Raw genomic sequence first — 12,776 nt, 5'->3', positions numbered from 1 at the left:
TGGGGAAGTTGTGCGCCAGCCTATCCCGCTATTTAACCATCCACATATCATTCGTTTTGAAGTGTAATCATTAAATTTACATTTCCTGTTGAAGTAAGGGACCGGGAGTGGTAAGGATAACCGGATAAAAGTTGAACAGCATGAAGAAAATGACAGTATTTTTTTTAGTTCTTTTTTCTTTTTTTATTTCACAGGCCCAACCACCCGTTTCGCTGAACAGCTCTGAAATTTTACTCCGCTTAAAAAAGCTGAATGTATTGGGAAGCGTTTTGTACATCGCTGCGCATCCCGATGATGAAAACACAAGATTATTGGCCTATCTGGCCAATGAAAAACTATACCGCACAGGTTATCTCAGTCTTACCCGCGGCGATGGGGGGCAGAATTTAATTGGCGATGAGCAGGGCGCTGAACTGGGTTTAATAAGAACGCAGGAGCTGCTGTCGGCCCGCCGCATTGATGGCGCAGAACAATTTTTTACAAGAGCCTATGATTTTGGTTTTTCCAAAAGCACGGAAGAGGCTTTGGAAAAGTGGAATAAAGAGCTGATCCTTGGCGATGTGGTTTGGGTGATCCGTAAGTTTCAACCCGATGTGATCATTACCCGTTTCCCGGAAGACAGCCGTGCCGGTCATGGGCACCACTCTGCTTCAGCGGTGCTCGCACATGAGGCTTTTATTGCTGCCGCCGATCCGAAAAAATTTCCTGAGCAATTAAAGAAGGGTGTTCAACCCTGGCAGGCGAAGCGCATTTTATGGAATACTTTCAATTTTGGGGGAAACAATACCCAGAGCAACGACCAGTTTAAAATGGATGTTGGCGGTTACAATACACTGTTAGGAAAAGGTTATGGGGAGATAGCCGCTCAAAGCCGCAGTCAGCATAAAAGCCAGGGCTTTGGCGTGGCTGCCCAGCGGGGATCGGCATGGGAATATTTTGCGACAGTAGCCGGCGATACGCCCAAAAGCGATCTGATGGACGGAGTGGAAACAGGTTGGAACCGGACTGCGGGTTTTGGAGTATTGGATCGCCTGCAACTTGCGGAGCGGATAAACAGGTTGATCAATGGCTTTTCGTATGAGCACCCGGAAAAATCTGTACCGGACCTGGCGAGCCTGTATAAAAACCTGGCGGCAACTAACGGGCTTTCTCCCTATTGGCAAACTCAAAAGCTGAAGGAATTGTCGGAACTGATTCAGGCCTGCTCCGGTTTATATTTTGAGGCTACCGCGGGTGTACCCTACGTGGCGGCTGGCGATTCTTTGCGCATAAACATTAACATTATTAACAGGGGAGGATTGCACATATCGGGTACTGTGGTCCGGCCTTTTGATTACCAGCTTCCGGCGCCATTGCCTGCTAACCAGTTGGTTTCCTACACCCAAACCATTTTTGTGCCCGTTAATATGCCGGTATCACAACCGTATTGGCTGGAAAAAGGATTGAATGAAGGTCATTTTATAGTGGATGATCAATCGCTCATTGGCTTGCCCGAAAGTCCCTCTGCGTATGAAATGACGGTTTCGGTTGATATAGACAACCAGGTTTTTCATTTTTCAACACCGGTTCGTTACAAATATACCGATCCGGTTCGGGGGGAAGTATATCAGCCCCTGCCCGTGGTGCCGGTTTTATCGCTGAGCGAGTCGCCGCAGTTTGTTTTCACCAGGCTGAATAAGCAACCTGCTTCAGCCATAAAATTGAATGTAACATCATTGGCAACATCGCTTCAAAAAGCAAAAGCATACTATTATCAATATGAGTATAAGGGAACTGAGCTGGTAAAGAACAGTGTATTAACCGACTCCGCCTTATCACTTCAAAAAAGTGACGCGATCAGCTATGCTTTAAAAACAAATGATATACTAAAAAAAGCCGGGGACAAAGAACTTCGTTTTTTTGCTGATATAAGAGCGCCTTATAAAGAAAGGTATCAAAGCTATACGATTCGCAAAATTGAATATAACCACATACCCGCCATTACCTATTTTTATTTGAATAAAGTAAAGGTGATAGAAGATGAAATTATTACGGCGGGAAAGAAAGTTGGATACATTACCGGTGCAGGCGACAGGGTACCGGATGCACTACAGGAAATGGGATATGAAGTAACCTTTTTAACGCATAAGGACATTCTTGCCGGTAATCTTAATGATTTTGATGCTATTGTTATGGGCGTTCGCGCCTATAATGTGAACGAATGGCTTAATAATGTGCATGAAGAGCTGATGGATTATGTAAAAAGAGGGGGTAACCTGGTAGTGCAATACAATACCCGCAGTTATGCCGGGCCGCTTAACGCAAAGATTGGTCCCTATCCGTTTGAAATTTCAAGAGCGAGAGTAACCGATGAAACAGCCGCCGTTCATTTTCTGCAGCCTGCAGATCCCGTACTGAACTGGCCCAATAAGATCACTTCAAAGGATTTTGATGGATGGATACAGGAAAGAGGGATCTATTTTGCTGAAGAACCGGATAAAGCATATAAAAGCATCCTCGGCATGAAGGATCCCGGGGAAGAAGAGCAGCAGGGAAGTTTAATTGTGGGCCGCTATGGAGAAGGCAGGTTTATTTACACGGGTTTGGTTTTCTTCCGGCAATTACCTGCCGGTATTGGCGGCGCTTACAGATTATTTGCTAATTTGGTCTCTAATCCTAATTTTCAAAAAACAAATGGCACAGCAAAAAAGAAATAATATTAATAAAGGCTCTGCAGTGGGAGTGATCATTGGAGTGGGAATGGGCATTTTGGTTACACTGATCTTTAAAAAAGTGGGCTATGGAATATTAATGGGTATTATTGTGGCGCTGTTGTTGCGCCGCTCATTTAAATAAAAAAGATATGCATCAACCAGAGGAACGCCCGCCTGTATTTAAAAGCTGGAATGCGTGGTACCTTATTGTTATAGGCATGCTGGTATTACTGATCATCTTGTTCATTTATTTCACGAAATATTTTTCATGAGCTACCCCGACTGGTTTGTGCTGGTTATAACGCTTGCTGTAATCATTCTTTATGGCGTATACAAGAGCCGTACCACCAGGAACCTCGATGGCTATTTCCTGAGCAACCGCGAAATGCCCTGGTACATTGTATTATTCAGCATCATGGGCACGCAGGCCAGCGCTATTACTTTTTTATCGGCGCCGGGGCAGGCCTATACCGATGGCATGCGCTTCGTACAATATTATTTCGGACTGCCTTTAGCCATGATCGTTCTGTGTGTAACCTTTGTTCCTATCTTCCATAATTTCAGGTTATATACAGCATATGAATTTCTTCAAAAAAGATTCGATGTAAAAACAAGAACGCTTACCTCTTTTCTTTTTTTATTGCAGCGCGGCCTGTCTACAGGCATCAGCATATACGCTCCATCCATTATTCTTTCATCCTTATTGGGATGGAATATTTACTGGACCAATATTTTCATGGGCGGACTGCTGATTATATACACGATGGCGGGAGGAGCAAAGGCGGTAGCCTATACACAGCAGTTGCAAATCGTTATCATTTTTGCCAGTATGTTCATTGCGGGTTGGCTGGTGGTAAAATATTTACCCGAAGGGATAGGACTTTTTGATGCCCTGCAGGTAGGAGGAGCTATGGGGAAAACCAACGTAATTACAACCGGCGTTAAAGAAGGAGGTGGATTTGACTGGAGCGACAAGTACAATTTATGGAGCGGAATAATTGGTGGTTTTTTTCTGGCCCTGTCTTATTTTGGAACCGATCAAAGCCAGGTAGGGCGCTACCTTACGGCAAAATCTATTAAAGAAAGCCGGATGGGCCTATTGATGAACGGATTGATTAAAGTGCCCATGCAGTTCCTGATCCTGATGCTGGGTGTGCTGATCTTTGCTTTTTACCAGTTTCATGATGCCCCTTTGTTTTTTAACCAAACACAGGTTCAAAAAGTAAGTGAATCAAAATACGCCGGCGCGCTATTGGAAATACAGGAACATTATCAGGCGGTTGATTTGCAGAAAAAACAATTGATACAATCTATCGCGGCAAATGGAACAGCCGATATTTCGGCAGAAAACCGAACACAGCTTACCCATATTAACCGGCAAAGAGACAGCCTGCGCACCGCTTTTAAAGGACTGGTAGTGAAGCCCGAAGTGGGAGGGGACTCCAATGATGCGAATTATATCTTCCTCCGTTTTGTACTGGATTACCTGCCCAAAGGATTAATTGGTTTACTGATCGCCGTAATTTTTATTTCGTCCTGGGGTAGTATAGCTGCTGCCCTCAATTCCCTTGCATCAAGTACGATTGTAGATATTCATAAAAAGTTTATCAACAAAAATCTTGACGATGCGGGTGATTACCGGGTTTCGCGGTGGTATACTTTAGCCTGGGGTATATTTTGTATTGTGGTGGCCCAGTTTGCCTATAATCTCGGCAATAGTTTAATTGAAGCGGTAAATATACTGGGCTCTCTTTTTTATGGGGTGATCCTGGGTGTATTTTTGATGGCTTTTTACAGTAAGCCTGTAAAAGGAAATGCCGTTTTCTGGGGCGCCATCCTGGGTGAAATACTGGTAGTTACACTATTCATACTCAATGAGCAGAAAATCATTAATCTCAGCTTTTTATGGCTGAATGCCATTGGCGCTCTGGCTGTAATGATGATAGGCTGGGTATTGCAACTTTTCGTTTTTAATAAGACAGTTGCACAGCAGTAAAGTGCGTTTTTTCCATTAATCGAAAAATGATGCAGGTTGGCCGATTTCGTTGCACGGCTATAGCATTGGTGTGTATCTTCACACCAGTTAATGAATTTCTATTTATCCATTGCCTTTGTAAAGCCACTATAAAAAATCTGTAATTATGAAAACGTATCTATTACTCAGGAACAACAAACAAACGGGGCCTTACACTGCAACCTGCTTATTACAAATGGATCTCCGGGAATTTGACCTGATCTGGGCAGAAGGAGAAAGCATTACCTGGAAATATCCTTCAGAAATGATTGAATTCAGGGAATCTGTGCCAAAAGCCGGGTTTACCGAAGGTACATTGGTTAATAACCGCAAAGAAAAGCAGATCCTGTATTTTGATGCTCATATAGCTGAAATGGAGTATAAAAAAGTGAATATTGAATATATACAGGAGCCCGATGCTGTGTTGTGTGATGTAACCCCCGGTTATGAATATCTTGTAAGAGCCCAAAATTTCCGACTGCCTGTTTACGGGTTTGATAATGAAGTGGCTATAGAAGATGATGCAGAACAGGATGCGGTGGATGCTGCTAATGCTATATTGAACCATTCTTATACGGTATTGGGTTCAGATCAAATTGTAGATACCCCTGAATACAAGGCTGACTTTCACAACTTTACAACAGTGTGGAATGTGAGGGATAAAAAGGAGAAAGTTATAAACAAGGAAAATATCTTAAACAAAAAATCAAATATTTTAAGAGGCGGATTGAGCGCAATGCTGATGGGTTTGATAACCCTTGCATCAGCAGGTCATTTGAACTTTAAATTATGATAAAGCAAAAAATCAATACTGCCTCATAAAATGTCTTATTAATATAGTATCTTAACGTACAGTTTACCTAATTTTACCGGTAAACTGTACTGTTTTCAGCCACACTCCAATACCTTTGTTGAACTTATACTGTATATCTCCTGTTTAACTTTAGATCCTTCTCCTCTGAATAGCCATATTGCAGCATGTTATTCATTATATACTATTATCCTTTCCTTTGAAATATTCGCATTGAACCTCTGATCAAAATTGTATGTTCATGAAAGAATATTTGTTATTGCGGAATAATACCGAATTGGGTCATTACTCACTTGAAGAATTACAAACAATGGGTTTAAAGGCCTATGACCTGGTTTGGGTTGAAAATAAAAGCTTTTCCTGGAAGTATCCATCGGAGATCAATGAGCTGGCAGCATTTGCGCCCCCGGTAGAAATGATGCCCAACAGCATGGATAATTTTGGAAGCAGGATAGTGAATATGAAAGATATACACGCATCCTTAACCAGGGCTGACCGCCTTTTTATGAATGATGAAAATATTTCAAATGATGAGCCGCCTGTAAGGCATATTGGTCATATTGTGGCATTTAAACCAAAGGTTGACCATATCCAGATCCGAACAATAAAATCTACAGCTCAGCCCAATATGGTAAAGGTGGAGGTGCGCGAGAAAGAAGTAAACGAGAGTTCCGCTTTAAACGAAATTGCTCCTGCAAGTTATATACCGGAGGATGTAAAAATGAAGAAAGTGATGACTGGTTTTATGCAACCCGCTTATGCGGCGCGACATAAATCCAGCCTTTGGCAATTAATTTTTTCGCTAAGCAACAACAATAAAATGGAGATGATCGTGCTGATCATTGGAGCGGCATCTTTGCTGGCTGTAGCCTGGTTATTCATTACCACCGGATATTAAGCTCCTCTCAAAAACAGTTAGTCTATTCGGGCTGCAGGTAGGTTGCAGGCGCTTCTTTTACCGTTGTTTTTTCGGTATTGTGCAGGCTGTTGAGTGTGAAACCTGTTTTGTAGAAATGCAAAAACAACAGCAACAACGCCGCCCCGCCTATAGCACAGGCCCATATCCACCATCTTTTCTTTAGAGCGATGTACACTTCACCGGCAGGATCGGTATCATCGTGCGTAACCCGGTGCTGAATGAAGCTCCCGCTTACTTCTGTATCCCCCCTTAAAATGGTATGATTGGCATTGATTCTGATGATCCGCTTTGCGGGTACAGGCTCCATGAAGTCGTACGTTATGGTTCTGGCTTCCAGCGTAATACTGCCACTTAGGTCTGATCGTAAAACGCCTACTTTGTCCCATACAATTTCATCACCTTCTTTCAGTTTATTTTTCAATTCATACGAAAAGTCATTTACGCGTTTAATGGCTTCCCATTCCTCTACCTGCAAACGCGATGCTACATATTGAAAGAGATCCTTATCCGGCGCGTCATGCATGTCATCGAAGATTGTTTTTTGCATAGGCGGCTCAATCATATGATCCGAAAAATTACTTATAGCCGGAATATTCTGCAGCTCAAGGGTGCCAAGCCCCGGTAAACTTAATGATTTATGTTGTATGAGATATTGATGCAGAATATGAAACATGTAAAAGCTTTAATCGGATTGCAATACACTAAGATAATATTTTTTGCCACAGCAGGATGAACCGGAAATGGAATGATCAGCCGGTTTACCGGATAAATGATCTTTGATTTACTATGCTATTTCGAAAAATTGAATGTAATACCACCAAGCATATTAAAGCCATATACATCGTATTGGTTCCAGCGCTGGTATTTGTTATTGAAAACATTATTGGCCTGTAACCAAAGGTTAAACTGTTTGGTTATTCTAAATTCAAGTCCGGCGTTAAGATCTACCGGGTGCCTGCCTGTGCCTACACTGCCATCGTTTTTAAGGTATTTGGCTCCTTCAAAGAAGAAAAGATCGCTTTTGAACCAAAGGTCTCTTAATATTCTCCACCGCAGGGCAGCGCTAAATTCTCTTGGCGTAACACCCCAGGGTTGCGGTTCTGTTTTTTGTTTATTAAAGAGCAACCAGTTAAAACGACCGGCAAGCGAAAAGTCTTCAGCCTGCACTACACCTATTTCGCCGTGCATTTGAAAAGCATTCAGCTTTTCTTCATTGCGTATGGAAAACTTATTTCCTGCAGAAGGAAATCCAACGGACCCCGGTACACCATACTCATTAACAAATAAAGGCATATTGTAAAACTGTACCAGCCCCACTTTTGCATTGTAAAAGAAGCGTTCCAGGAATGTTCCTTTAATACCGCCGAATGTTTCATTTACACGTGTGTTCAATAATTGGTCTGGTTGGGCAAGGTAGGGATTGATGGAAGCAAACCGCCTGTAAGAACCTTTATCATAATGCATCAGCCAGCCTAACTGAACAATAAGTCCTTCGCCGCCTAATTTAAAATCTGCCAGGAGGTCGGGCATTAATTTAAACGTGGAATTATCCCATGAAGGAATAACACCGCCGTGGATATTAACGGCTTCATTTTTGAATTGCAGGGCAAAAGGAACAGTGACAATTGTATTGTTTATTGATGGCGCTGTGCTGCGCGAATACTGGGAATAATCAGCATTCACACCCAACTTAATGCTCAAAGCATCGCCAATGGCCTTTTCTAATGGTAAGTCGGCCACCGCATTAAATTCTTTCCCGTCGTGGTTGTCGTTGAAGAACGAGAGTTTTACATCCGGATGATATTTTAAACCAAACTCTGTTGGTTCTGTATTTCTGAAGCCAACATTTGCGTCAAAGCTGAGAAATCTTTGTAGAAGATCTCCCTTATCAAACTGGTACGCAGTATGATCATAACCATACAGGTAGTACTTGTTATTACCGAAAGAAACTTTACCATAGAGCTCCTGCCTGGCGGCAGTAACGATACTGCCATAGGCGCTTGCACCGGCATCCGTATATTCCTGGTACTGGGGAGATTTTCCTTTTGATGAAATATAATGCGCTAAAATATTGAGATTGGCATTTGTACCATTGTTAAAACTCAATCCGCTCTGTGCAAACGGAGTTTGAAGATTTCCATAACCTAATTTCACAAAGTTGCTGGCTGCCCATTTGCCGGAAGAGTCTATGTTGAGCGCCAGCGGACTAACAGCAAGGGGCTGGTATACCAGCGATAAACTGGTAACGGGAATATTGTAATTGAATTTTGGTTTAGATGAATCAGGCACCGGCGGAGCGGCAACAAAATTTATCTTAGCGGCGTTTTTTAACTCCGGCTTAAAAGAAGAGGTGATTTCAATGGTTTGCTTTTTCAGCGGATCCTGGGCCTGCACAGCGGTTAAGCAGGATAAAAATCCTAACGCCGGCAAAAGAAATGTTTTGATATATATCTTGTTTTGCATTCTCATCTTTTTTATAATCTGTAAAAAACAAATCAACTACCCCCCAATCTTACTTTCACTTTTCTCTTCACTGATCACTGTCTTTAATTTTTCTGCTGCTTCATTCTTCAGTTCGGTTATACTGCTGTTGTCTACCACGCTTTGTAATGTGGCTTTTGCGTTAAAATAATCTTTCTGTTTCAGGTAAATATCGCCCAGTAATATATAGGCCTTCGTAATCCAGAAATCGTATGAGCCCGACTTGTTGATGGTTTCAAAAGCCGCTTTATCCGCGTTTTTCAGATCATCAAGCGAATAGTAACAACTGGCAATTTCATACCGGGCTTCGGCGGCAAAGGACGCTTTATTAATGCTTACCACATTTTTGAAATTCTGTATAGCTTCGGCGTACTGTGACTTGTTTTGTTCGGCTCTTGCGGTTGTCATATAGGCCAGCACTTTATCATCCACGCTCGTGTTTTTCTCCTTCAGTAATTCCTGTGCATTCGCTACAGCTTCTTCCCATTTCTTTTGCTGGTACTGGCTGCGCAGCAGTCCCCGCATTGCTTCCAGCCGGTTTTCGCCCCCTGCTGCCAATGTTTTAAGCACAGTAAAATATTGTTCTGCCTTTGCATAATCCTTTAATTCAAAGTAGTAAATGCGCCCTGCCTGTGAAGCAGATCTTTCAGCATATTTGCTGGCGCCCCTTCCTGCAACTTCTGCATAGCCGCCTGCTGCATTTTGCCAGTCTTTGCGCTGGTTATAAATTTCACTTCTTAAAAACCATGCATCTAAGGCATGCTGTCCATCAGGAAATTTGTTGAGATAATTGTTAAAAGCAGTAAGCGCGCTGTTGAAATCTTTATCTACATATTTATTTTCTGCGGCCCTGTAAGTAAGATTATCTTCTTCGTCAACAGTAACAGAACGGCCTACACTTTTCATAAAATCAACGTATGCTTCTGTTTTGCCATCCGCTGTGTAGATAGCTTTTACATTTTCAATAGCTTCGTTTGCTTCGGGTGTATTTGGATAATCCGCTACCAGTTTTTTGAACTGATTGAGGGCTTCTTTATTGTTGTTCAGGTTTAAATAAGACAGACCTAATTTTAGCTGGGCTTCCGGTTTAAGGTTACCTGCTACCGGGGCATTGATTACATTGTTTAAATAGGGTACGGATTCGCGGTATCTTTCATCCGCAAGATACGTTTTCGCGATTTCGAGATTCACATCAGGTATGAGCACCGAAGAAGGGTATTTGGTCTCAATGCTCTTCATGAGGTTAATTTTTTCATTGCCACTATTTATTCCCGCTATCATCGCCGTTTGATAGGTTGCATAATCACCCGAAGGCCAGGAATAACGAATGATGGTATTATATACAGCCCTGGCTTTGGTAAAATCCTTGTTCATAAAATAACAATCTCCCAGGCGCAGGTACGCGTCCTGTTCAACGGGTTTGGCATTTAAAGAAGGATTTTTACTCACCTGCTCAAAAAAAGGCAATGCCTGCTGATAATTTAGTTTGCGGTAATAGCAGTAACCCAGGTTATACTTGGCATTAATAACACTAACTTCCCCGCTTGAGTAAGACGGATTGCGGAGATAGTCATTATAAAAGGATATAGCCTCATCAAGGCGGTTTTGCCGGTATGCTATTTCACCTTCCCAAAAATTAATAACGGGCAATACCGGTGCATTAAAAGGGTCTTTAAGCGCTTTATCCAACACTGCTTTTGCGCCATTAAGGTCCTGGTCGTTAATCAGTTCCATTGCTCTGCCGTACAGCACTTTGGGATACATTCTTTTTACCGTTTCGGGAGGCGATTGTATTTTTTCAAGAATGCTTAGGGCTTCGCGGTAGTTGTTGGTATTGGCTAAAAGCGCTGCTGCAATTTCGGCTGCTTCTTTCTGGTAGGTTGAATTGGGATATTCGTCCAAAAATTTTTTGAACTCGTTTAGTGCTATATCCTGGTACCCCAGTTCATACGAAAGCTTGGCGTAATTGAATTTAGATACTTCCCGTTGTGTGGGGTTTGTATTATTGGTAGCGCCAAATGAAAACGCATTTCTTGCATTGGCTTTATCGCCTAATTTAAGATAGGCATCGCCTAAAATGTACATGGCGTTCTGACTGAGTGAATCTTCGCCGCCACTCAGTTGTTTTAAGCCTTCTACCGCTTTATTCAATTGTTTGCCCTGGTAATAGCAATAGCTGAGTTGGTAAAGGGTTTCACGGCTTACCTTATCTGTTTTATTTACATATTCTTCTAAGTAAGGCAGGGCTTTTGCATATTCCTTTCTTTCAAACCAGGCATGCCCTATCAGTTCTTTCATTGGAATATCATAGTAACCGCTTGTTTTACCAAGAGCCGATTCACCATATTGCAGGGCCTTATCTTTTTGCCCCTGCACGTAATAAATATTGGCCACATAAAAGGGAACTACGTTTTTATACTGGTCGTCATTTTCCACTTTCTGAAAAGCGCTTAAACCTTCCCGGTAGTTGCGCTTGGCGTAGGAAATCAGCCCGAAATAGTAATTGGCATCTTTGTAATTGGGATCGGAAGAAGATTTTGCTATGGACTCGAGCAGGGGAGATGCTTTATCAAACTGTTGTAGTGTAAAATAAGCATATCCCTGGTGAAATTTCATATCGGCAACCTGTCTGTTGCTCAGGCTCGCTGCACTGGTTTGTTCGTAGTATGCCAACGCTTCTTTCATGTCTTTTTGCCGGAAATAATATTCTGCAAGATGAAAGCTCAGTCTTTGTTTAAGCGATGGATTGTAATTCACCTCAATGAAATTTTTTGCATCTTCTGCAGCGAAAACTTCGTTTTGTTGTAATCCGCAGGCGATGGTATAAAAGTGCACATCATCGTATGCTATACTGTTATTGCTGCGATCTGTGGAGCGCATCCCGTTTCTCAGTTCTTTAAAAAGGGGATAAGCGAGGCTGTATTGTTCTTTCTGAAAAAATGCTTTGGCCTGTTTATAATTGGCCTGAGGATCGGTATAAATTCTTGTTTGCTGCGCAAGGGCCCCGGCTGTAATACATACCAGTACCATTGTAATGTAAATAAAGCGTCTTTGCATATATGTAGTGTTATCGTACAACGCTGCTGCTGTTGGCAGATTGCACGAAGTTCAATCCTCTTTTGTTACAAATTTCTTAAAGTAAAAATCAGCGCTAAGGTACTGTGAACAAATTTTGCAATAACCATTCCAAAACACTTGTGGATAAAAGGTTGGTATCTCTTATTTTTGCGCAGTAAAATAAAAAAATGAAAAAACTTTTATCTACGGGGTATACCGACTGGGCTTTTAATATTGCTGTATTAGTGCTTCGCACAGGATTGGGCTTAATGATGTTGCCGCACGGTTACGATAAACTGGTACATTTTGCGGCGAAGAAAAATACATTCATCAATTTTTTGGGAATAGGCAGTACATTTTCACTTTCTCTTAGTCTTTTTGCAGAATTCTTCTGCGCCATGTTCGTTATAATAGGTCTCTTTACCAGGTTTACTGTATTGCCTCTCATTATTGGGATGGCTGTTGCTTTATTTAAGGCCCATGATGCTGCCATCTTCGGAGGCGGCGAAAAGGCTGCTTTATATCTTACCGGTTTTATAGCTATATTTTTACTGGGCCCCGGCAAAGCCAGCGTGGATGGAATGATGGGGAAGTAAGGTATGAGGTGTGCAATACAAAGAAGTTGCTTTCAGTGTGTTATCTGTATTCACTTGCTGATAGCTGGCTCATACCGACTGTGTGTACCTAAAATAGGTTGACATATTTTATAATGGTTCAAACAAATTTAATTGTTTATTTAATGGGTCATCTTCATTAATTTTTACTGTATAGATTGTCATTCTTTTTCTGCTTTCTTTTGCT

Annotated in this window: 10 protein-coding genes; 7 read left to right on the top strand and 3 right to left on the bottom strand. The window is 42.0% G+C overall.

Annotated features, from left to right (window positions below; translation table 11 throughout):
• Positions 1 to 140 precede the first annotated feature (140 nt).
• From FRX45_RS19770 to FRX45_RS19755, 6 genes are all read left to right on the top strand, one after another.
• Complete coding sequence (locus FRX45_RS19770; protein WP_152270214.1) at positions 141 to 2,696, top strand: PIG-L family deacetylase; 2,556 nt, start codon at positions 141 to 143, stop codon at positions 2,694 to 2,696.
• Positions 2,674 to 2,835 (top strand): hypothetical protein, encoded by a 162-nt coding sequence (locus FRX45_RS23375; RefSeq protein WP_193311786.1) that lies wholly within the window; start codon positions 2,674 to 2,676, stop codon positions 2,833 to 2,835. Before FRX45_RS19770 ends, FRX45_RS23375 begins: the two co-directional genes overlap by 23 nt.
• Positions 2,836 to 2,842: 7 nt before the next feature.
• Positions 2,843 to 2,965, top strand: coding sequence for a hypothetical protein (locus tag FRX45_RS23750; protein WP_262884219.1), 123 nt, complete (start codon positions 2,843 to 2,845; stop codon positions 2,963 to 2,965).
• Positions 2,962 to 4,689, top strand: a complete 1,728-nt coding sequence (locus tag FRX45_RS19765) for a sodium:solute symporter (protein ID WP_152270213.1) — start codon at positions 2,962 to 2,964, stop codon at positions 4,687 to 4,689. The genes FRX45_RS23750 and FRX45_RS19765 overlap by 4 nt, the downstream gene beginning before the upstream one ends.
• A gap of 145 nt (positions 4,690 to 4,834) precedes the next feature.
• The gene (locus FRX45_RS19760; protein WP_152270212.1) at positions 4,835 to 5,500 is read left to right on the top strand and encodes a hypothetical protein; all 666 of its coding nucleotides are present in this window, start codon (positions 4,835 to 4,837) and stop codon (positions 5,498 to 5,500) included.
• Positions 5,501 to 5,759: 259 nt separating this feature from the next.
• Positions 5,760 to 6,416 carry a hypothetical protein gene (locus FRX45_RS19755; RefSeq protein ID WP_152270211.1) on the top strand — a complete coding sequence of 219 codons (657 nt, stop codon included), beginning with the start codon at positions 5,760 to 5,762 and terminating at the stop codon, positions 6,414 to 6,416.
• A 22-nt stretch (positions 6,417 to 6,438) separates the two neighbouring features.
• On the opposite strand, the gene FRX45_RS19750 is transcribed toward FRX45_RS19755, so the two are convergent.
• From FRX45_RS19750 to FRX45_RS19740, 3 genes are all read right to left on the bottom strand, one after another.
• Positions 6,439 to 7,110 (bottom strand): hypothetical protein, encoded by a 672-nt coding sequence (locus FRX45_RS19750; protein ID WP_152270210.1) that lies wholly within the window; start codon positions 7,108 to 7,110, stop codon positions 6,439 to 6,441.
• Positions 7,111 to 7,226: 116 nt separating this feature from the next.
• Positions 7,227 to 8,900 (bottom strand): hypothetical protein, encoded by a 1,674-nt coding sequence (locus FRX45_RS19745; protein ID WP_152270209.1) that lies wholly within the window; start codon positions 8,898 to 8,900, stop codon positions 7,227 to 7,229.
• 36 nt (positions 8,901 to 8,936) lie between these two features.
• Positions 8,937 to 11,975 carry a tetratricopeptide repeat protein gene (locus FRX45_RS19740; RefSeq protein WP_152270208.1) on the bottom strand — a complete coding sequence of 1,013 codons (3,039 nt, stop codon included), beginning with the start codon at positions 11,973 to 11,975 and terminating at the stop codon, positions 8,937 to 8,939.
• Between the two features lie 188 nt (positions 11,976 to 12,163).
• On the opposite strand from FRX45_RS19740, the gene FRX45_RS19735 reads away from it, so the two are divergent.
• Positions 12,164 to 12,571, top strand: a complete 408-nt coding sequence (locus FRX45_RS19735) for a DoxX family protein (protein WP_152270207.1) — start codon at positions 12,164 to 12,166, stop codon at positions 12,569 to 12,571.
• Positions 12,572 to 12,776 lie beyond the last annotated feature (205 nt).

The sequence above is a fragment of the Agriterribacter humi genome (genome assembly GCF_009192765.1).
GTDB lineage: Bacteria > Bacteroidota > Bacteroidia > Chitinophagales > Chitinophagaceae > Agriterribacter > Agriterribacter humi.
Note: the sequence above shows the minus strand (reverse complement) of the source record. Positions and strands in the feature narration are given on the sequence as shown.